We start from the raw sequence: 21103 nt of genomic DNA on the forward strand, positions 1-21103 counted from the left end.
TCTGAAAAAATTGGCATTAAACAAGGCCAATTTCAATACCATTCATCAAACACAAAAATGCCTTTATTAACAGCAACTTGCAATCACCGCCTCGGGCATGGCACGGCATCGAACAAGGCATTTGTTAATACCACTTAAATACCTGTTGACAAGCCATCGAGGCGACAATATAGTGCCTTCAGCTTTTTCGCCGCCCGACAAAAAAAACCAGACAGGCGCAATCAACCAAACGCGGGACTGCATAACATGATCGAATACATAATCGGCGTCGACGGCGGGGGCAGCGGCACCCGCGTACGCCTGGCGCGCCTCGATGGCCAGGAACTGGCGCAGGGACAAAGCGGCCCTTCCGGTCTGATGCACGGCATCGAGCGTGCCTGGACGTCCGTGGCACATGCCGTCACCCTGGCCTTCCGCGCCGCCGGCCTGGAACAGCCGTCGCTGCAGCGCATGGCCATCGGCCTGGGCCTGGCCGGCGTGCACAACAAGCAATGGGCCGCCAGCTTTGTCGAACACAATCCCGGCTATGCCTTGGTGGCACTCGAATCGGATGCCCTGACCACCCTGCTGGGCGCGCACGCGGGCCAGCCGGGCGTCATCGTTGCCATCGGCACCGGCAGCGTGGGCGAAGTACTGCACGCGGACGGCAGCCGCCACGAAGTGGGCGGCTGGGGCTTTCCCTCCGGCGACGAAGCGGGCGGCGCCTGGATCGGCATGCGCGCCATCAACCACGCGCAGCAGGTGGTCGACGGGCGCGTGCCCGGCAGCGCCTTCGCCACGGCCGTCATCGACGCTTGCGGCGGCCAGCGCAACGCCATGCAAGTGTGGCTGGCCGCCGCCAGCCAGACCAACTTCGCGCAACTGGCGCGGCTGGTGCTCGAACATGCGGCCAGCAACGTGGTGGCGCGCACCATCCTGAGCGACGCGGGCCAGCAGATCGCCCTCATCGCCAGGGCGCTCGACCCGGCCGGCACCTTGCCCGTGGCCCTGTGCGGCGGCCTGGCGGCGCCCTTGTCTGGCTACCTGCCGGCGGCACTGTTGCAACTGGTCGTGCCGGCACAGGGCGACTCGGCCGCAGGCGGCCTGCGCCTGATCAGCAAGCACTTGCAGGAGCAATGACCATGCTGACCAAACTGTCCGCCTTCAAACCGAATCCCGCCAGCGACACGCCGCTCTACATGCAGCTGGCGAACATGCTGTCGGACGGCATCGCCAGCGGCGACTGGCGCGCCAACCAGGCCTTGCCCTCCGAGCGCGTGCTGTCGGACATCCTGGAAATCTCGCGCGTCACGGCGCGCAAAGCCATCGACATGCTGTGCGACCGGGGCATGCTGACGCGCAGGCGCGGCTCGGGCACCTACATCACGCCCAAGCTGGAGCAGCCGCTGTCGCGCCTGACGAGCTTTTCGGAAGAATTGCGCCAGCGGGGCTTCACGGCCGGCTCGCGCTGGCTGCAGCGCGATATCGGCGCGGCGGCGCCGCTGGAACTGCTGTCGCTGGGCCTGTCGCCGCACATGCCGGTGGCGCGTTTGCGCCGTTTGCGCACGGCCGACGAAGTGGTGATGGCGATCGAGACGACCACCATCCCCGCGCTGTACATGCCGGACCCGCAGCAGGTGACCGATTCGCTGTACGGCTACCTGGAGTCGCGCGGCACCATCCCGATGCGCGCGCTGCAGCATATCCGCGCCGTCAACGCCACGGCGGAACAGGCCAAGCTGGCCAATATCAAGACGGGTGAAGCCATGCTGCACATCACCCGTGTCAGTTATCTCGACAACGGCGCAGCGGTGGAACTGACCCACTCGTATTGCCGCAGTGATTATTATGAATTCGTAGCGGAGTCGCGCAGATGAGCAGCACTATCAAAGGCAATATCCTTACCCCCGGCGGCTGGATCCACGGCGCCATCGCCTTCGGCGAGCGCGTCGACAGCATCACGGGCGATTCCCTCCACCCGTCGACCAATAACGACGACTATATCTTGCCCGGCTTTATCGACCTGCACGTGCATGGCGGCGCCGGCAAGGACATCATGGAAGGCGGCGAAGCCGTCTACACCATCGCGGCCATCCATGCGCGCCACGGCACCACCAGCCTTCTGGCCACCACCATGACGGCGCCGCCGGAAGATATCGACGTGGCCCTGACGGCCATCGGCATCGCCGCCAACCACCGCCGCCCGAACACGGCGCGCGTGCTGGGCGCCCACCTGGAAGGCCCGTACATCAATTCCGGCAAGCTCGGGGCGCAGCCGAACTACGCGCGCGCAGCCACCCTGGCCGAAATCGAACGCCTGCAAACCCTGGCCAAACTGCGCGTCATTACCGTGGCGCCGGAAATCGCCGGCCACCTGGATCTGGTGCGCGCCCTGGCCGACGCCGGCGTGCGCGTGCAGATCGGCCATACGCTGGGTTCCTATGAAGATGGCGTGGCCGCGCTGGAACATGGCGCCATGGGCTTCACGCACCTGTTCAACGCCATGAGCGGCCTGCACCACCGCGAGCCGGGCATGGTCGGCGCCGCCCTGGCGCACGCCGAATACGCGGAACTGATCCCCGACCTGCTGCACGTGCACCCGGGCGCCATCAAGGTGGCCCTGCGCGCCATCCCGCGCCTGTACTGCGTCACCGATTCGACCGCCGCCACCGGCATGCCGGACGGCGAATACATGCTGGGCCGCCACGCCGTGCAGAAATGCATGGGCGGCGTGCGCCTGCCCGACGGCACGCTGGCGGGCAGCACCCTGACCCTGGACCAGGCGCTGCGCAATCTGGTGGGACTGGGACTGGACCTGGCCGACGCGTCCAAGCGCGTGTCGACCAATGCCGCCGATTACCTGGGCCTGGAAGAACGCGGCCGGCTGGCCCCCGGCACTTACGCCGATCTGGTGGTACTCGATCGCGATCTCAAACTCAAAGCTGTGTATATAGAAGGAGAAATCTGTGACCTCAATGATGCTTAAAGAAGCCATTTCCGCCGCCGAATGCGTCGCCCTGCAACTGGCCAGCGATACGGAACGCTACGCGGAACTGGGCCGCAAATTGAGGAGCACCTCGTTCTCGACCGCGCTGACCATCGCGCGCGGCAGCTCGGACCACGCCTGCAACTACGTCGCCTACCTGATCATGGCGCGCCTGGGCCGCGTCGTCGCCTCGCTGCCGATGTCGCTGGTGACCCTGAACAAGTCGCCGCTGGTGACGCGCGATACGCTGGCCATCTCGATCTCGCAATCGGGCCAGAGCCCGGACGTGGTCGAACCAATCCGCTACTTCCGCGACGGCGGCGCCACCACCGTGGCCCTCGTCAACGACATCGATTCGCCGCTGGCGCACGCCGCCGAATGGGCCATGCCCCTGCGCGCCGGCAAGGAACAAAGCGTCGCCGCCACCAAGAGCTTCATCACCAGCCTGGTCGCCGGTGCGCGCTTGGTGGCCCAGTGGCAGAACGATCCTGAGCTGCAGGCGGGCCTGGAAGCGTTGCCCGAAGCGCTGCTCGAAGCGACCCGCGTCGACTGGTCGCCGGCGATTGACGTGCTGGCGCCGGCGCGCAACATCATGGTCGTGGGGCGCGGCATCAGCTTCCCCGTGGCGCTGGAAGCGGCACTGAAATTCAAGGAAACCTCGGCCCTGCAGGCGGAAGCGTTCAGCGGCGCCGAAATCAAGCATGGCCCGATGGCCCTGATCGAAGACGGCTACCCGCTGCTGATTTTTGCCACGCGCGGCCCAACGCAAGCCGGCCTGCTGCAACTGGCAACAGAGATGCGCGGCCGTGGCGCCAAGGTCTTGCTGGCGGCGCCCGCCGACGTGGCCGAGCGCGACCTGACCCTGCCCGTGGCGGCCACGCCGGATCTCGATCCGATCGTCGCCATCCAGTCCTTCTACGTGATGGCGGCAAAACTGTCGGCCGCGCGCGGCATGGACCCGGATGCGCCGCGCCACCTGAGCAAAGTAACAAAAACAAACTAAGCAACAAGTAGTAACTTACCCCCCCCAAAGGCAGAGACGGGGGTCGGACCCTGAGGGTCCGACCCCGGCACTTGCGGGGTCAGTCGCCAGGATAATAATAATGATCAAGAGACTGTTGGCGGTGTTTGCCTGCGCGGGCCTGCTCGCGCCACAGGCATGGGCTGCCGAGAAAATCGAATTCTGGACCTTCAGCATGAAGCCCAAGTTCACGCCGTATTTCAATGCAGTGGTGGCGCGCTATGAGGCGCAGAATCCCGACGTCAAAATCGAATGGATCGACTTCCCGTGGGACGTCATCCAGACCAAGCTGGTCACGCGCATCGTGGCCGGCACGCCGCCCGCGCTGGTCAGCCTGAACGTGCCCTGGGCCGACGAATTTGCGCGCGACGGCTTGCTCACACAAGTCGATGGCCTGATCGCGCCAGCGCGCGCCAGCTACATTCCCAGCGCCCTGGCAGACTTGCGCTTCAAGGGCGGCACCTACGGTTTTCCCATGTACAGCAATGTCGCGGTGATCGCCTTCAATACCGATATTTTCAAGCAAGCGGGCCTCACGCGCGGCCCCGCCAGCCTCGATGAACAGCTGGCGTTCGCACGCCAGATCGCGCAACGCACGGGCAAGGCCGGCATCGCCCCCGCCCTCTCCAAAATCGACGGCCTGTTCATGCAGCAGGGCCTGGCCGTCATCACCGATAACCGCGCCGTCTTCAATTCGCCGCAGCACGTGGCGCTGGTGCAAAAACTGGCCGACACCTATAAAGTGGGCGGCCTGCTGAAGGAAAGCCTGTTCGCCGAAGATAACTTCCCGGCCGTGATCGACGCCTACAAGGGCGGCCGCCTGGGCATGCTGCTGGCGCCGCCCACGGCCATGCAGCGCATCCGCGGCGATGCGAAAGACATCTACGCCATCACCGACGTGGCGCCCGCGCCGCTGGGCCCCACCGGCATCGCCGACGGCGGCTGGCTGGTGCACTTCGCCATTCCGAAAGGCGTGCCGGCGCGCCTGTTGCCATCGGTCGGCAAGTTCGCGCGCTTCCTGACGAACGACGCCAACCAGTTGGCCTTCGCCAGGCAGGCCAGCGTCTTCCCCACCACCGTCAAGGCGGCGGCCGACCCGTTCTTCCTGTCCACGCCGAAAAACGCGGGCGCGGCCGAGAAAGCCGTCGCTGCCGGCGCCCTGTCGATGGGCCACTCGCGCACCCTGTACGTGGCCGGCATCGACGACTACGACGAATTGCGCCGCTCGCTGGTCAAAGCCGTCGAGGCGGGCGTGACGGGCAAGCAGGATGTGAAGCAGGCGCTGGACCAGGCCGTCGCCATCTGGAACCGCAAGCTGGCCACTCTGCCGCGTCACTGAGGACAGCATGAAACTCGCCCACCGCCACACTCTGCAAGCCTGGCTGTTTCTCGCCCCCGCCCTGCTGCTGCTGGCCGCCTTTTCCTTCTGGCCCGTCGGCTACGGCTCCGTGCTGGCGTTCACCGACTACAGCCTGATACGCGAGACGCGCTTCGTCGGCCTGGATAACTTCCGCTACATCTTCAACAACGAGATGTTCGTCTCGGGCCTGAAGAATTCGCTGATGTTTTTGCTGATGGTGCCCTTCGTGCAAGTGGGCGCCATCGTGCTGGCCGTGCTGGTGAACAACCGCCTGCCCGGCATCCGTTTGTTCCGCGCCGCCTTCTACGTCCCCGTGGTGACCACCGTGTCCGTGGTCGGCATCATGTGGGGCTTCATGTTCCACGAACAGGGCGCGCTGAACTACGTGATGATGACGTTAAAACTCGTAAACGCGCCCGTGGGCTGGCTGACGAACGACAGCCTGGCCCTGTTCGCCGTCATGTTCGTGACCCTGTGGCGCGGCCTGGGCTGGTACATGGTGATGTACCTGGCGGCGCTGCAATCGATCCCGTCGGACATGCAGGAAGCGGCCATGCTCGATGGCGCCAACCGCTGGCAGCGCTTCTGGAAAATCACCGTGCCGATGCTGCGCCCGACCATCATGCTGTGCTCCATCCTGTCCGTGCTGGCGGCCCTGAAGGCTTACCAGGAAGTCGACGTGCTGACCCAGGGCGGGCCGATGAACTCGACCTTCACGGCGCTGTACTACGCGTATGACCAAGGCCTCAAGCACTTGAAACTGCCGCGCGCGCTGGCCGCCAGTTTCGTCGTCTCGCTGTTCTGTATAGCCATCGCCCTGCTGTGCCTGCGCTATCTGAAACCCAAGCACCGCTAAGAGGGAATGACCATGAAACTCCGTTCCCGCCCCCTGAAAACCCGCCTGCAAATACTCGGCCACTATGCCGTGCTGTGCGCGATCGCCGTCGTCTGCGTCTTCCCGTTCTGGTGGACACTGGTGACGGCCATTTCCACGCAAGGCAATATCTTCGCCTTCCCGCCCACCTTCTGGCCGAAGGCGCCGTCTTTTGAGAACTTCATCGAAGTGTTCCATGCGATCCCGATCTGGTCGTTCTTCAAGAACTCCGTGCTGATCGCCGTGTTCACCGTGTTCTGGAAACTGCTGCTGTGCTCTTTGGCCGCGTATCCGCTGGCGCGCCTGAAATTCCGTGGCCGCAAGCTGGTGTTCGGCCTGATCCTGGCCACGCTGGTGCTGCCGTCGGAGGTGAACTTCCTCGTCAACTTCATCACCATCACGCAAATGAGCCTGGTCGACACCTACACGGGCGTGATCCTGCCCAACGTGGTGACGGCCGTGGCCATTTTGCTGCTCAAGCAGGCGTTCGAGGAAGTGCCGCAAGACCTGATCGACGCCGCGCGTGTCGATGGCGCCTCCGAGTGGGTCATCTTCAGCCGCATCATGCTGCCCCTGATCACGCCATGGCTGGCCACCGTCGGCATCCTGACGGCCGTCGAATCGTGGAATGAATACATCTGGCCCTCCATCGTCATGAGCAAACCCGATGAATTCCCGCTGTCGGTGGGCGTGCTGTATTTGCGCGGCACGTTTGGCAGCAGCACGCGCGTGATTGCCGCCGGCACCCTGATCACCATCGTGCCGACCCTGCTGGCATTCCTGTTTACCCAGCGCTTCTTCATGCGCGGCATGGACGGCGCCGTCAAATGAGCGCCGCCATCACTACCGACCTGCGCCGGCTTGCCGGGCAGCTGCTGATGACGGGCATCCCCGGCACCGAACTCGATGCGGCCATGGCGCAATGCCTGCAGCAACATGGCATCCGTGCCGTATGCCTGCGCGCGGCCAATCTGCGCGACGCGGCGCAGCTGACGCGCCTGAGCGCGGACTTGCGCCGCGCCCTAGGTCCGCAGGCGCTGATCGCCATCGACCCGGCCGGCATGCCTGCGGCTTACCCGGCCTGGCTGCCGCAGCCGCCGGGCGCCATGGACCTGTGCGCCGTCGGCGACGCGGAGCTGGCCAACGGCACGGGCGCGGCGACGGCGCGCGGCTTGCGCGCGCTGGGCATCAACTGGCTGCTGGCGCCCCTGATCAATCTCGACACCGGCGCCGCACAGGCGCCTGGCGCGGCGCAAGCGTTTGGCGGCGATCCGGCACAAGCGGCCGCCATGGCGCAAGCCTGGACGTCGGGCTGTCAGGCCGAGGGCGTGGCGTGCTGCGCCAGGCTGTACCTGCCGCAGCACGGTGCCGGTGGCCAGCTGCCCAGCGTCGACAAGACCCGCTCGCAGCTGGAAGAACACGATTTCGTGCCGTTTCGCCAGGCCGCCACGCAGACGGCCTCGATGCTGAGCGCGCACGTGACCTATCCAGCCCTCGACGCGCGCCAGCCCGCCAGCCTGTCGCACGCGGTGATGCATGGCTTGCTGCGCCAGCAGTGGGGCTATGGCGGCGTGCTGCTCACGCCTGGCATCGACACGCAGGGCGGGCATGTCGGCGCGCGCGCCCTGGCCGCCGGCGCCGACATGGCCCTGCTGGCCGATGCCGCGCAGTTGCCGGCCGCGCTGGACGACGTCAGCGCCGCGCTGGCCTCTGGCGCCCTGCCGCTGCAGGCGGTGGGTGCGCGGCTGCAGCGCCTGGCGGCCATGGCCGCACGCTACCCGACCGTCAGCGGCGTGTACGCGCAGGAGGCGGCCGACCGCATCATCATGGCCGAGGCCAGGCGGCGCTGTCAGTAATCGCGCCTTTGCACCGAACGCAATACCCGACTATCAAGACGACCCGAGGAAGCATCCATGAACGACAAGACCAGCAGCAACAACCGTAGCAAGGGCGGCGTCCGCAGCCCGATTTCGTGGGTGCCCACCTTGTACTTCGCCCAAGGCCTGCCGTTTTACGCCGTGGCCCTGGTCGCCGGCCTGATGTTCAAGAGCCTGGGCGTGCCGAACGACCAGATCGCGCGCTGGACAGGGCTGATCGGCTTTGCCTGGGTCTTCAAGCCCCTGTGGAGCCCCTTCCTGGAACTGGCGCCCAGCAAAAAGACCATGGTGGTGCTGTTCCAGTTCCTCGGCGGCCTGAGTCTGGGCCTGATCGCGCTGGCCCTGCAGACGCCGCTGTGGTTCGCCGCCTGCGTGGCCGTGCTGGCCGTCGCCGCGCTGGCCTCGTCGACGCACGACATCGTCTGCGACGGCCTGTATATCGCCAGCCTGTCGAACAAGCAGCAGGCCGCCTATGCGGGCTGGCAGGGCGCCTTCTTCAACGCGGGCAAGTTCATCTCGCTGGGCGGCCTGGTGATCCTGGCCGGCTACCTGGAAGACCATATCGGCAAGAAACAGGCCTGGTCGGTGATCTTCCTGATCATCGGCGCCATCATGCTGTCGCTGGCCGCCTACCACATCTGGTCGCTGCCGCAGGTGCGCAACAGCGCCGTCAAGGACAAGAGCGTGGCGGGCATCAGCCGCACCCTGTGGGAAGTGCTGGTGGACTTCCTGAAGAAGCCCGGCATCTGGGGCATGATCGCCTTCATCATCCTGTTCCGCGCCGGCGAGGCGCAGGTGCAGACCATCGGCCCGCTGTTCCTGCGCGAAGCGCGCGAACTGGGCGGCCTGGGCCTGTCGACGGTGGAAGTGGGCGCCGTGTACGGCACGGCCGGCACCGTGGCCTTTTTGCTGGGCAGCATAGGCGGCGGCTACTTTACTTCCTGGCTGGGCCTGAAGCGCGCCATGTTCTTCCTGATCCTGGCCATGAACTTGCCCAACCTGGTGTTCTACTACCTGAGCCACAGCATGCCGAGCGACCTGGCCCTGATCACGGCCGCGCTCAGCGTGGAAATGTTCGGCTACGGCTTCGGCTTCGTCGGCCTGATCCTGTTCATGATGCAGGTCGTCTCGGTGGGCAAATACCAGACGGCCCACTATGCGTTCGCCACCGGCGTGATGCAGCTGGGCTTCGTGCTGTTCAAGATGGTCAGCGGCGATATCCAGATGGCCCTCGGCTACAAGAATTTCTTCCTGTGGGTGCTGGTGTCGGCCGTGCCCGTGCTGATACTGTCGCGTTTCATGCGCGTCGGGCCGAAGGAAGACGCGGACAAACCCGACCTGAGCAAGGCCGATCCCCCTCAAGCGCCAGCCAGCGCCAGCTAGGATAGAACCACCACATGGCACATATCGTTTTAGAGAATATCGTCAAGCTGTACGACGACAAGCACCCTGTCATCCACGGCATCGACCTCGATATCCGCGATGGCGAATTCGTCGTCTTCGTGGGGCCTTCCGGTTGCGGTAAATCGACCCTGCTGCGCATGATCGCCGGGCTGGAAGACATCACGGACGGCGAGCTGCATATCGGCGGCCGACTGGCCAACGACATCGCGCCGGCCGAGCGGGGCCTGGCCATGGTCTTCCAGAGCTATGCCCTGTATCCGCACATGACGGTGTTCGAAAACATGGCCTTCGCCCTCAGCCTGGCCGGGCACAAGAAGGCGGAGGTGCGCGCCGCCGTCGAACGCGCGGCCGAAATCCTGCAGATCACGCCTTTGCTCAAGCGCAAACCGAAGGACCTGTCGGGCGGCCAGCGCCAGCGCGTGGCCATCGGCCGCGCCATCGTGCGCAAGCCCAAGGTCTTCCTGTTCGACGAGCCGCTATCGAACCTCGACGCCTCGCTGCGCGTGCAGATGCGCGTGGAGATTTCGCGCCTGCACCAGGAACTCAAAACCACCATGATCTACGTCACGCACGACCAGGTCGAGGCGATGACCCTGGGCGAGCGCATCGTCGTCTTCAACGGCGGGCGCATCGAGCAGGTGGGCAGTCCGCACGAGCTGTACAACCATCCCGGCAACCTGTTCGTGGCCGGCTTTTTGGGCGCGCCGAAGATGAATCTCATCGCCTGCGAGGCTGTCGCCTGCGGACCCGGCACGGTGGCCGTGCGCCTGCCCGGCGGCGCCGTGATCGAGGTCGAGGTGCACGGTGATGGCGTGACGCCGGGCGACCCGCTGACCCTGGGCGTGCGCGCCGAGCATGTCAGCCTGCAGGACAAGGAGACGGTGAACAACAACGTGATCGATGCCAGTGTCAGCCATGTCGAATACCTGGGCGACGTGGCCATCGTTTACGCCAGCATGCCTGGTGTGGCCGGGATGCTGGCCGAGATGCTGGCCGTCAAGCTGCCGGCCGAGGATGGCTTGCGCCAGGCGGGCGATGCCATGCGCCTGCATCTGCCGGCGCAGCGCTGCCTGCTGTTCGATGCCAAAGGGCAAGCACTGGCGCGCACGTTTGCCGCACCAGCCCAGCAGTTTATGTGACAATAGCCGCTCTGTATCATGCCGCTTCTGTTTGACTTATGCAGGCAGACTGGCAGAAATGTGTTTTTTCGAGCTTCCTTGCCCCTCTGGCAATGCCACTGCACGATGTTGCGGCTGCCATTGCAGGTGCGTATTTTTGTTATTGATTGAAGGATAACCCATGTCCCAATTCCGTCTTGCCCGTCTCAGCCTGATCCTGGCCGCCATCGGCCTGAACGTCCTGCCAGCCCTGTCGCACGCCCAGGATGCCAAGCCAGCCGCTGCCGCCGGTGCACCCGCCGCCGCCCCGGTCGACACGGTGCGCCCTGAAGTATTCAAGCTGCTCGATCCGGACGCCGTGAAGGCATCGATGGATGCAAAAAACTACGCCGACGTGCAAAGCCGCATCGACCAGGCAGCCGCCATTCCCGCCCTGACGCCCTACGAATTGTTCGTGCTGAACCGCCTGCGCGTGGCGCTGGCCTCCACCACCAACAATACGGCCATGGCCATGACGGCACTGGAAGCGGTGATCGAATCGGGCAAGCTGGACAAGAAAGTCCAGGGCGACTTCATCCAGGCGCTGGCCAACTACCACTACAACGCCAAGGATTATCCGAACGCCATCAAGTGGTTCACCCGTTACCAGACGGAAACAGGCGACGTGGCCACCGTGCGTCCCTACATCCTCCGCGCCTACTACTTCAGCAATGATTTCGCGCGCGCGAAACAGGAACTGATGGCCGACCTGACGGCCAAGCAGCAAGCGGGCAAGACGCCGACCATCGAAGAACTGCAATTGCTGGCCAATACGGGCTCGAAGAGCAAGGACCCGGCCACCTACCTGATCGCCATGGAAAACCTGGTGCGCTACTACCCGTCGGATGACTATTGGAGCGATTTGCTGAGCCGCACGCAAAGCAAGGCCGGCTATTCGGACCGCTTCGCGCTGGACGTACTGCGCCTGCAATTCAAGGCCGTGGGCACCATGCCGCCGCAAGATTACAGCGACATGGCTGAAATCGCCTTGCAGAATGCCTTCCCGACGGAAGCGAAAAAAGTCCTCGACGCGGGCTTTGCCAAAGGCGTGCTGGGCACGGGCGCGAATGCCGCCAAGCACAAGAAACTGCGCGACCAAGCCAACAAGGCTGCCGCCGACGATGCGAAAAGCATCGCCAGCGGCGAAGCCTCGGCCATGAAGAGCAAGGATGGCACGGGCTTGATCAACCTGGGTTACGCCTTCGTGACGATGGACCAGTTCGACAAAGGTATCGACCTGATCCAGAAAGGCATCGCCAAGGGCGGCTTGAAGCGCCCAGAAGACGCCAAACTGCGCCTCGGCTATTCCTACGCCATGGCCGGCAAGAAAGACGACGCCATCAAGGTCCTGGAAACGGTCAAGGGCGGCGACGGCGTGGGCGATCTGGCCCGCTACTGGATCCTGTGGCTGAACCGTCCTGCCACGGCAGCGGCGGCACCGGCAGCAGCGGCGCAGTAATTCCTGCTCCCCGCAGCATGCGCAAAGCAGTTCCCGGCTCAGGCCGGGGCTGCTTTTTTTTCGACCTTTTCCTCCTTCCATGCCGCCAGCCACCGCCCCCCGCACCTGCACCTGAACGATTGACCAGCCTGTGCATGCCTTCCGCGGCTGCTTGATCGTCACCATGCGTCGTCAACGTGCCGCAGGTGCTCGGTTCGACGGTGGCCCACGTGCTGGCCGGCCCCCTGGTGGGCCTGCTCTTCCTGCGCGGCGCCGCCCTGTTGCTGCTCTTCACCGCGCTGGCCACCCGTTGCGGCTTGAAGCTGAAGTTCTAGACCTTGATATAGATCTTGCGCTTGTCCATGGCGTAGGCGATCAGCCAGCACAGCAGCATGAAGCTGACGGCAAACAGCAAGGAAGCCACGCGCGCCGGCGCCCAGCCCGTAAACCACTGCTGGTACAGCCACTGGTACAGGTTGCCGCTGCCGATGCGCACGGTAAACGCGATGATCACCAGCACTTCCGACACCAGGTAGATGAACAGGGTGTTCTTGCCGAAGACTTCAAAAAAATACGTCCAACCCGTCATTTGACGCACGTCAATGATGAACATCAGCAGCGCCAGCAGCAGCAAGTCCAGGCCGATGCCCAGCATTACGTAAGAGCTGGTCCACAGCTTCTTATTGATAGGAAATACTTCATTCCAGCACAGGGCCACGACCACGCAGATGGCAGCGGCCACGGCCAGCTGAACCAAGCTGGAGCGCAGCCGAGCCGGTGTCGCCTGACGTAAAAAACTGCCCGCCAGATAACCGGCAATCACATTGACAATGGCCGGCAAAGTGCCGAGGATGCCTTCCGGATCGAAGGCGATGCCTTCGCCGTGGTACAGGTGGCTGTCGCCCAGCAGGATCAGATCGAGCTTGGCCGGCGCATTGCCGTGCAAGCTGTAGTCGCCCCAGGTCGCGAGGATGGCCCAGTAGCCGAGCAAGGCGCAGGCGCAAAAGACCAGCGCGCCGCGTGTCTTCCAGTAATGCAGGATCAGGGCGGCGGCCAGGTAGCACACGGCGATGCGCTGCAGCACGCCGGGAATGCGCGTGTGCGACAGGGGCGACCAGGCGAACTGGCCCGCATCGTCGAGCTTGAAGAAGGGGAACCAGTACAGCAGGAAGCCCAGTAAAAAGATCAGCGCGCTGCGCTGGCACAACTTGGCCAGCACGGCGCCATGGCCCAGGTGCTCATATTTCCCCAACGCAAAGGCCAGCGCATTGCCGACGACAAACAAAAAACTGGGAAAAACCAGGTCCGTCACAGTAAAACCATGCCATTCGGCATGCAGGAACGGCGCATACACGCTGCCCCAGTCGCCCGGTGTATTGACGACGATCATCAGGGCCACGGTCAGGCCGCGCAGGACGTCGAGGGCAAGGTAGCGTTGAGGTGCAATAGTCATGATCAAACAATTCTAAATAGGAAAAACCGCCTTCCTGCTTGCGGCAAGGAGGCGGCAAAAAACCTTACGCCGCCGGATACAAGCTTAGCGGACGCAAGTCATGCTGGCGACCTGCGGGGACAGCCCTGGCGTGAAAAAGACAGAAGCAGCACTACCGGTGAGCGCAAAAAAAAAGCAAGCCCCTGAAGCAGGAACTTGCTTGAAAGACCGAGGAAGACCTGGCCTGACGCGGGCGCATCAGGCCTGATCGTCTTGCTTACAGCTTGCCGCGCAAGCCCAGGTAGAAGGTACGGCCGTTGCTATAGAAAGCGCGTGGCTGATCCTTGTTTTCCGCGTACATCTTGATGGTTTCATTGGTCAGATTAAGCGCATCGAACGTGATCGTGAAATGTTCGTTGATCTTGTAGTTGAGCGAACCTGCCAGGGTGCTGCTGTCGTCGACGTGCTGGCTGGCGCCACGGTCCACGCCCGCCTTGTAAGCCGAACGATAGTTATAAGCCAGGCGCGCGCTAAAACCATGGGCTTCGTAGAAAGCGGTCAGGTTGTAGGTGTTCTTCGACGCGTTCAGCAATTCGCTGCCATCGTTCAGCTTGCCATCAGCATAGGTGTAGTTGGCCAGTACGCCGAAATCACCCAGCACCGGTTGCTGATAGCTCAACTCGATACCCTTGTTCTTGCCCTTGGTGTTGTAGGACTCGGTAACTTGGAACACCCTGTCAGCACCGACCTTGGTATTGAAATAGGTAGCGTTGACGTTACGTTGCGCCACGATCGAAGTCAAATCCATGTAGAAAATACCGGCCGAGACCGCCGATTTTGGCGCGAAATACCACTCGGCGCTGACTTCGGCATTGTTCGAACGCACGGGATTGAGATTGATGTTGCCCTTGGTGCCACTCAGGGAATCCTCATTCAGCGATACGGCACCGCCCAGCGCACTATAGTCAGGACGCGCAATGGTCTTGGCCAAGGCCGCGCGCACAACGAGATCGCGGTTGACATCAAACTTGATGTTGGCGCTCGGCAGGAAGTCGTTATAGGTGCGCTCGAAGGTGTTTTGCGAGTAGGCGCCAAACGCGGAACCCGTGATCGGACCACCGCTGGAATTAACAGTAGTGGACTGCTTGGTGCGGACTGCGCGCACGCCGAAGTTACCGCTCCAGTCATCGCCAGCCAAATTGGCCATACCGTAGACTGCCTGGGTTTTTTCCTGCAGCTTGAATTCATCGCGCCAGTTATGGCGAGCTACGCGGTCAGGATTGCGGTTGCCGGGAATCGCCGCCCATTTTGCCAAGGCATCACCGTCATAGCGGAAATAGTTGGTCGGCAAATTACCGCCCAGGTTGGACGCGAAATTACTCGGGTACTGCGTACCGTTCCAGATCGGGCCGGCACTGTTCAAGCCCGTCGCGCCAGGACCCGTTTCAAACGGATGCTCGGCGGTACGTTTATGGTCAGTGAAGCGTGCGCCAAACTTGATGGAATCCCATATGCCGTTTGACAGGCGTAATTCGCCATCGATCTGAGTATACAGTTCCTTGTCAACCGACTGCGATTCCCCGCCACCGATCCATGCCGTACCCAATGGCGCGGTAGTCGTGCCGCCCGGGTAGGCGACGGTAGCCGGGCTCATGCCATTGAGCGCATAGTTCATGCCGCCATCGACCTTGTTTTGGTAGTACACATCGTCACGGTCGTAGCCCACGCCGTGGGTCTTGCCCAGCTTGCCTGTAAAGGTCAGGTCCTTGCTGGCACGGTACTTGAAGTTGAAATCGAGGTAGTACGTTTCACCGCCTGCGTCAGGACGATAAATATTATCGACCTCGCCGGCATTCTGCGTGAAATTCGCCGCCACGAGCGTATTATTGCGCACCGTGTAGGACGTCGGCACCATCCCCGCGTTAATCGAGCCGCTCGGCGCGGCCAAATGGTTGGTGTTCGAATGCGGCGCCTTCAATTGCGAATAGAAGCCATTCAAATCCAGCGTCAGATCCTTGTTCGGCTTGAACTCGATGTCAAATGCACCACCTTCGCGGGTTTTCTTTTGCTCGAAGAAACTCGCACCGATGAAGGTCGGAGCCAGGACGCCCACCAGGTCAGGATGCGCCTTGGCGGCAGCCTTGTCGGCGGCAATCGCCGTGTAACCGAGGATTTCCTGGCCATCACGACGCACTTCCGATTTTTGCGAGAAACCCTGAACCATGATCCCCAGGGTATTGTCGTCGTTTTTCCAGTTCACCATACCGGAGAATTGCGGCTGGGTTTTCTCCGACAGGTCATTGTAGTTGGCTTGAATGGAGCCTTCGGCGGTCAGCTTGTTCTTGAACTCCAGCGGACGACGGGTAATCACGTCGATCGCACCGGACACGCCACCTTCCACCAGATCGGCTGTCGCGCTCTTTTTCACCACTACCGAGCTCACCAGCTCGGATGGCAGCAAGGAAAAACTGCTGCTGCGGCCGACGTTGCCACCGAACTGGTTCAGTACGAACCAGTCGCCCGTGCTGATGGCGTGGCCATTGAACAGAGTTTGTTGCAAGCTGGGGCTGGTGCCGCGCAGGCTGACGCGGTCGTTTTCGCCGAAGCCGCCTTCGCCACCGGCAGACGATTGGGTATTCACACCTGGCAGGCGCTGGATCGCGTCAGCCACGTTACGGTCTGGCATCTTGCCGATATCTTCGGCGGTGATCACTTCCACCACGGAATCCGCATTACGTTTTTGCTTCAGCGATTTTTCCAGCGAGGCACGCACGCCGGTCACCGTCACTACGGTGGACACGTCGTCGGCGGGTGCTTCCTGCGCCTGCGCCGAAAAGGCCAGACCAGCGACCATCACGGCAACAGCCGTAGCGATCGGCGTACGGCGACGCGATCCGGATTTCACGACGGCAGCTGCAAGTGTCAAATTGCGTTTCATGTACTCCCCCTTGATTTAGGCTCCAGGATTGGACCCTTTTCATTTTTAACGTAGATCTTCTTTCCAGCCCGCCCACTCTCGCCGGCATGCTGCAGACCCTTCGGTACAACCACTTACAAAACCAATTCAACGCCAATATACTACTATCCAATACCAGAACACTACCAGTTGCAACTTTTTTTTTATAACGTTGTTTGAATCACACAGACCACTTCACCTGAATCAATCTGTAGCCCGTATGAGCGACGTAAATACCAGCGAGGCCAGGCATAAATTGCCGGCCTGATAATTCAAATTGGTTTTATAACGGCCTTTTTTGGTATTATCCAGCGACACAAAACAGATACAGAGCGCGTCTGCAACGCGCCGTAACGGAGACCCTCAGCGTATGACAACCCTGGCTCACATCATGCAAGGCCTGGGGCAGACGAGTAGCCTGCCCCTGTACCAGCAACTGCAGCGCGCGCTGCGCGAAGCGATCGACAAGCGCATCCTTGGCCCCGAGGAAGCCCTGCCGGCCGAGCGCCAGCTGGCCAGCGACCTGTCCGTCTCGCGCATCACCGTGCGCAAGGCCATCGACGGCCTCGTCAACGAGGGCTTGCTGGTGCGGCGCCCCGGCTCGGGCAATTTCATCAATACGCGCATCGAGAAGAATTTCGCCAAGCTGACCTCGTTTTCCGAGGACATGCGGGCGCGCGGGCGCACGCCCCGCAGCGTGTGGCTCAAGCGCGCAGAGGGCACCGTCACGCCGGAAGAGGCCTTGCGCCTGCGGCTGTCGCCGGGCGCGCCCGTGTACCGCTTTCACCGCATCCGCTATGCGGACGAGATACCGATGTGCCTGGAGTACGCGACCATCGTCGCCAGCTGCCTGCCGGCGCTCGACGCCGTCGATGTGTCCATGTATGACGCGCTGGAACAGGCGGGCAACCGGCCCGTGCGCGCCTTGCAGCGCCTCAGCGCCTTGTTGTTGACGGGAGAACAGGCCAGCCTGCTGCAGGCGCAGGAAGGCGACGCGGGCTTGTCGGTGGAAAGACTGGGCTTTTTGCGCGATGGCCGCGCCGTGGAATTTTGCCGCTCCTACTTCCGCGGCGATATGTATGACTTCGTGGCCGAATTAAGTACCAATTAATACCAATTGCCATATTTTCTCAATACCAGATAAAACCACTTATTGCACTGCAATATATATGGCGGCATCGCGCCGATATAATCACGGCGGCGCTGTAATCATCGGCGGCGATTATGTGGCCGCGTGCGAAAAATATAAAAGAAGGCGGCGCGATGCGGTTTTGCGCATTGCAGCAAAGTGGTGTTTCCCGTCACGGAGCGGGCACGGCGCGGCGGCCCAGGCACAGCAGGATCGCGCTCAGCGCCACGCACAGCCAGCCGAACAGCGGCCCTAGCCAGCCAGCCCAGGTGGAGATGGTCGGATGCGCCGGCAGCGGCGCCAGCAAGGTGCTGCCCGGCATGGCGCTGCTGGCCCGCCCCGCCAACACCCGTCCATATGCATCGCTGACCGTCAGCACGCCCTCGCGCGCCGCGCGCAGCACCGCGTAGCCGTTTTCCACGCCGCGCACCACGGTCATGCGCGCGCCCATCCAGGCGTCCAGCTGGAAATCCCAGGCCGGTACCAGCATCGTTTGCGCTCCGGCCGCGCCATACGCCTGGCCCAAGGGCGCGAAATGCATGTCCTTGCAAATGGCCATGCCCATGGCCTGCCCCGCCACCGGCTGCACGGCATACGCACTGCCAGCAAGAAAATCGCGCTCGGGCGGCGCCAGATGGTGTTTTTGATAGCTGACAGGCGCGGCGCCATCGGGTGCGAACAGCCAGACCAGGTTGCGCCGGCCGGCGGCGTCTTGCACGCCGAGCCCCAGGGTGATCCACGCGCCCGTGCCGCGCGCCAGCGCCTGGAAACGCTGCCGCACGGCGTCCGCCTGCGCGGGGGACATCACGGCTATCTTTTCCGGCAACAGCACCAGTCTGGCGCCCTGCCCGGCCAGCGCTTCGACGTGGCGCGCGTACTGGTCCCAGATGGCTTGCGCGCGCGCCGGCGGCGTGGCCGGGCCGATAAAGTCATCGATGGCCACCAGCCCTGCCAGCGGCCCGCCTGGCGGCGGCGCGCCGTGGACGCGCCAGGCGCCAGCGGCGAACGCGGCCGCCAGCAACAACACGCTCGCGCCCGCCGCTGGCGCATACGCCCGCCCGCCCGCCAGCAGCAAGGCCAGCGCGGATGGCGCCAGGCACAGCACAAACAGCATGCCAGGCACGCCCGCCAGGGCCGCCGTCTGCAGCACGGCGACGTTATCCGCTTGCGAATACGCGAGGCTGCCCCAGTTACCATCCGGCAGCAAGGCGGCCATCAAGGTATCGATGGCAACCCACAGCACGGGATAGGCCAGCACCGTCCAGGACGTCCGGTAGCGCAGCACGAGGCGCCGCGTGACCAGCACCACAAGCAGCCACAGCAGTGCCTTGACGAGCAGCACGGCCAGCACGGTCGGCAAAGGCATGAGCAGGCAGAAATAGGCAACGTTCGATGACAGGCCCAGCAAGGCGGCCAGGAACGTCATCCAGGCCGCATCGCGGCGCGACGAACGCAGGGCCAGCCACAGCACGGGTAGCGGCGCACACCAGGCCAGCCAGCCAATCGGCTGCGGCCCCAGCACCCAGTACAGGGGCATGCCCGCCGCCAGCGCGGCGGCGGTTTGCAACAGGCGCTGGCGCAGCGCGGTGCCGCCGGCAGTCGGCGCGGACAAGGCAGGAAACATGCTCAGGCTTTCAAGGGGAGCCAGATTTCCACGCCGCCGATGCCGCTGGCGGGATCGAAATGCTGGTCATAGCGTTCAAAATCGGGCGCGTCCGCCACCTCCAGCCCGGATCGGGGCAGCCACTCGTTCCACACCGTGCGCCAGGTGGAGCGGATGGTGGAAATATGCCCGCGGTGATGAAACACGGCATAGCGCCGCGGCGCGATGCGCAGCCGCGTCCAGCCCTCGGGGGCAAGGGAAAAGTCGCTCACCGGCATGGCGCACAGGTAATCGAAATTGCCCGCATCGTCATTGTTGCAGCACACGCCATACACCAGCTGGCCGGGCGCCACATGGGGCAGGAAGCGCTGCCACAGGGCGGGAATGCCGGCAGACGTTTCCGCGCGATAACGTTCAACGAGACCTGTCACCAGCAAGGCGGGCCCCTGCTCGAAACGGGGCGGCTCCAGGACCACGCCCGGCGCCACATCGATTTTGATGGCCTCCACCAGCGCGAGGTTGGCGACGTGGCGCTGGGCCCTGACCTTTTCCGGCGTGATCTGGAACTGGTCGCGGAAGGCCCGCGTAAATGCTTCATGGGAACTGTAGCCGGCCTGCAGGGCGACGGCGAGAATGTCTTGCGCGCCCTGCGCCAGCGCGCGGGCCGCCTCGCTGAGCCGGCGCGCCCGCACATAGCGCATCACGGAGTGGCCCGTGGCCAGCCCAAACGCGCGCGTCAGGTGACACGGCGAGGCACCGCCCACGTAGGCGATATCGCCGAGCGAGATATTCTCCGCATAATGCGATTCGATATACCAGAGTGCCTTGGCCAGATAGTGCATGGACGCTTCCCATTGAACGAGCAGCGACTGTAGCATTTTCGGGTGAAGAGGATTTGACTGGAATTGCGCAATACGGGCTTATTTGCGCATGCGTTTTTCATGTACCAGCTGGCCGCTGCTGATGCGTGCCAGCTCGGCCGTCTCCTGGGACAGGAAGGCCAGCAGGTCGTCGATGCTGACGATGCCGGCAAGGCCGCCCAGGCTGTTGACCACGGGCAGGCGGCGGATGCCGTTGACGCGCATGCGTTCGATGATGTCGTAGACGTCTTCGTCTTCGCTGGCGGTGAGCAGCTGCGCGCTCATGATGTCGCCCACCAGCAGGCTGGCGGGGTCGAGGCCCAGGGCAATGACGGAAATGACGATGTCGCGGTCGGTGAGGATGCCGATGGGGACGCGCTCGCCGTTCGGCTGTTCGGCCACGATCAGGTCGCCCACATGATGCTGGCGCATCAGCAGCGCCGCGTCTTGCACGCTGGTGTCACGCTGGCAATGGATGGTATGCAGGGTACAGATGTCGCCGATACGCATGTCGCCACTCCGTTTGAGGCAGAGTGTCCACGCTACGCCGCCCGGCCGTGGCGGGCTTTGCGCTAGATCAAATGAAACGGGTCTTACTTTTCTTCGGGGGGCGGCAGGAAGCAGGCTTCGACGATCTGCAGGTCGTTATCCTTGGCGAATTCGCGCACGAAGTGAAACGCCATCGGCTCGATCTCGCGCAGCTTGGTGTTGACCACCACCGACTTGACGCCATTGACGACGGTCGGGCGCACGTAGGGCGAATACTGGAGGTGCGCATTGCGCCCGCCACCTTCGGGATTGAAACAGGACATCACTCCACAAAGGCGCTCGGCCCAATCGCTGGGTCGGAATTGCTTGCCATTGCTGGTGAGACCAAGGATGAAGAACTCGTCTGAGAGTTCCCCTGTTTTTTGAGATAACTCGGCCATGTGGCTTGTCGGGACTGGATTGCGTGAATGGCCCCGGCGGGTAAGCCGGGCTGGTAATTCAACTACGTTTGCTGCGGTAAGCCAGTATTATATCTTAT

At 63.2% G+C, this 21103-nt stretch carries 19 protein-coding genes; 13 read left to right on the forward strand and 6 right to left on the reverse strand.

All coding sequences use genetic code 11. The features are described 5' to 3' along the window. The first annotated feature begins 246 nt into the window (after positions 1–246). The 12 genes from O0882_RS18160 to O0882_RS18215 all read left to right on the forward strand — a co-directional run bounded on the left by O0882_RS18160 (position 247) and on the right by O0882_RS18215 (position 12431). Positions 247–1119 carry a BadF/BadG/BcrA/BcrD ATPase family protein gene (locus O0882_RS18160; RefSeq protein ID WP_289950224.1) on the forward strand — a complete coding sequence of 291 codons (873 nt, stop codon included), beginning with the start codon at positions 247–249 and terminating at the stop codon, positions 1117–1119. Positions 1120–1121: 2 nt separating this feature from the next. Beyond that, a complete protein-coding gene (locus O0882_RS18165; RefSeq protein WP_071079320.1) occupies positions 1122–1856 on the forward strand; it encodes a GntR family transcriptional regulator in 735 nt (244 codons plus the stop codon). Beyond that, positions 1853–2965 (forward strand): N-acetylglucosamine-6-phosphate deacetylase, encoded by a 1113-nt coding sequence (gene nagA, locus O0882_RS18170; protein WP_289950225.1) that lies wholly within the window; start codon positions 1853–1855, stop codon positions 2963–2965. Before O0882_RS18165 ends, nagA begins: the two co-directional genes overlap by 4 nt. Beyond that, on the forward strand, positions 2955–3968 hold the full coding sequence (locus tag O0882_RS18175) for an SIS domain-containing protein (protein WP_289950226.1): 1014 nt from the start codon (positions 2955–2957) through the stop codon (positions 3966–3968). Before nagA ends, O0882_RS18175 begins: the two co-directional genes overlap by 11 nt. Positions 3969–4068: 100 nt before the next feature. Next, positions 4069–5325, forward strand: a complete 1257-nt coding sequence (locus O0882_RS18180; protein WP_289950227.1) for an extracellular solute-binding protein — start codon at positions 4069–4071, stop codon at positions 5323–5325. 7 nt (positions 5326–5332) lie between these two features. Then, a complete protein-coding gene (locus tag O0882_RS18185) occupies positions 5333–6202 on the forward strand; it encodes a sugar ABC transporter permease (RefSeq protein ID WP_289950228.1) in 870 nt (289 codons plus the stop codon). 12 nt (positions 6203–6214) lie between these two features. Next, a complete protein-coding gene (locus tag O0882_RS18190; RefSeq protein ID WP_289950229.1) occupies positions 6215–7051 on the forward strand; it encodes a carbohydrate ABC transporter permease in 837 nt (278 codons plus the stop codon). Further along, complete coding sequence (locus O0882_RS18195; protein ID WP_289950230.1) at positions 7048–8076, forward strand: glycoside hydrolase family 3 N-terminal domain-containing protein; 1029 nt, start codon at positions 7048–7050, stop codon at positions 8074–8076. The genes O0882_RS18190 and O0882_RS18195 overlap by 4 nt, the downstream gene beginning before the upstream one ends. A gap of 57 nt (positions 8077–8133) precedes the next feature. Then, positions 8134–9480 (forward strand): MFS transporter, encoded by a 1347-nt coding sequence (locus O0882_RS18200; RefSeq protein ID WP_289950231.1) that lies wholly within the window; start codon positions 8134–8136, stop codon positions 9478–9480. Positions 9481–9494: 14 nt separating this feature from the next. After that, on the forward strand, positions 9495–10640 hold the full coding sequence (ugpC, locus tag O0882_RS18205; protein WP_289950232.1) for a sn-glycerol-3-phosphate ABC transporter ATP-binding protein UgpC: 1146 nt from the start codon (positions 9495–9497) through the stop codon (positions 10638–10640). Between the two features lie 160 nt (positions 10641–10800). Then, positions 10801–12117: a hypothetical protein gene (locus O0882_RS18210; protein WP_289950233.1), complete on the forward strand. Its 1317-nt coding sequence runs from the start codon at positions 10801–10803 to the stop codon at positions 12115–12117. Positions 12118–12293: 176 nt separating this feature from the next. Then, the gene (locus O0882_RS18215) at positions 12294–12431 is read left to right on the forward strand and encodes a hypothetical protein (RefSeq protein WP_289950234.1); all 138 of its coding nucleotides are present in this window, start codon (positions 12294–12296) and stop codon (positions 12429–12431) included. Here the strand turns inward: O0882_RS18215 and O0882_RS18220 are convergent. Both O0882_RS18220 and O0882_RS18225 read right to left on the reverse strand, forming a co-directional pair. After that, positions 12428–13549 carry a heparan-alpha-glucosaminide N-acetyltransferase domain-containing protein gene (locus tag O0882_RS18220; RefSeq protein ID WP_289950235.1) on the reverse strand — a complete coding sequence of 374 codons (1122 nt, stop codon included), beginning with the start codon at positions 13547–13549 and terminating at the stop codon, positions 12428–12430. The two genes, O0882_RS18215 and O0882_RS18220, sit on opposite strands and share 4 nt — an antisense overlap. A 256-nt stretch (positions 13550–13805) precedes the next feature. After that, positions 13806–16466: a TonB-dependent receptor gene (locus O0882_RS18225; RefSeq protein ID WP_289950237.1), complete on the reverse strand. Its 2661-nt coding sequence runs from the start codon at positions 16464–16466 to the stop codon at positions 13806–13808. A 388-nt stretch (positions 16467–16854) separates the two neighbouring features. On the opposite strand from O0882_RS18225, the gene O0882_RS18230 reads away from it, so the two are divergent. Next, positions 16855–17595, forward strand: coding sequence for a GntR family transcriptional regulator (locus tag O0882_RS18230; RefSeq protein ID WP_071079073.1), 741 nt, complete (start codon positions 16855–16857; stop codon positions 17593–17595). 190 nt (positions 17596–17785) lie between these two features. Here the strand turns inward: O0882_RS18230 and O0882_RS18235 are convergent, their stop codons facing one another. The 4 genes from O0882_RS18235 to O0882_RS18250 form a co-directional block, all read right to left on the reverse strand. Then, positions 17786–19237 carry a nitrilase-related carbon-nitrogen hydrolase gene (locus O0882_RS18235; protein WP_289950238.1) on the reverse strand — a complete coding sequence of 484 codons (1452 nt, stop codon included), beginning with the start codon at positions 19235–19237 and terminating at the stop codon, positions 17786–17788. A 2-nt stretch (positions 19238–19239) separates the two neighbouring features. Further along, the gene (locus O0882_RS18240; protein ID WP_289950239.1) at positions 19240–20058 is read right to left on the reverse strand and encodes an AraC family transcriptional regulator; all 819 of its coding nucleotides are present in this window, start codon (positions 20056–20058) and stop codon (positions 19240–19242) included. 78 nt (positions 20059–20136) lie between these two features. Next, entirely contained in the window at positions 20137–20586 is a 450-nt protein-coding gene (locus O0882_RS18245) for a CBS domain-containing protein (RefSeq protein ID WP_289950241.1), read from the reverse strand. An 83-nt stretch (positions 20587–20669) separates the two neighbouring features. Continuing rightward, the gene (locus tag O0882_RS18250) at positions 20670–21005 is read right to left on the reverse strand and encodes a DUF3579 domain-containing protein (protein WP_029496213.1); all 336 of its coding nucleotides are present in this window, start codon (positions 21003–21005) and stop codon (positions 20670–20672) included. Between the last annotated feature and the right edge of the window lie 98 nt (positions 21006–21103).

The sequence above is a fragment of the Janthinobacterium sp. SUN073 genome (assembly GCF_030397665.1).
Lineage (GTDB): Bacteria > Pseudomonadota > Gammaproteobacteria > Burkholderiales > Burkholderiaceae_D > Janthinobacterium.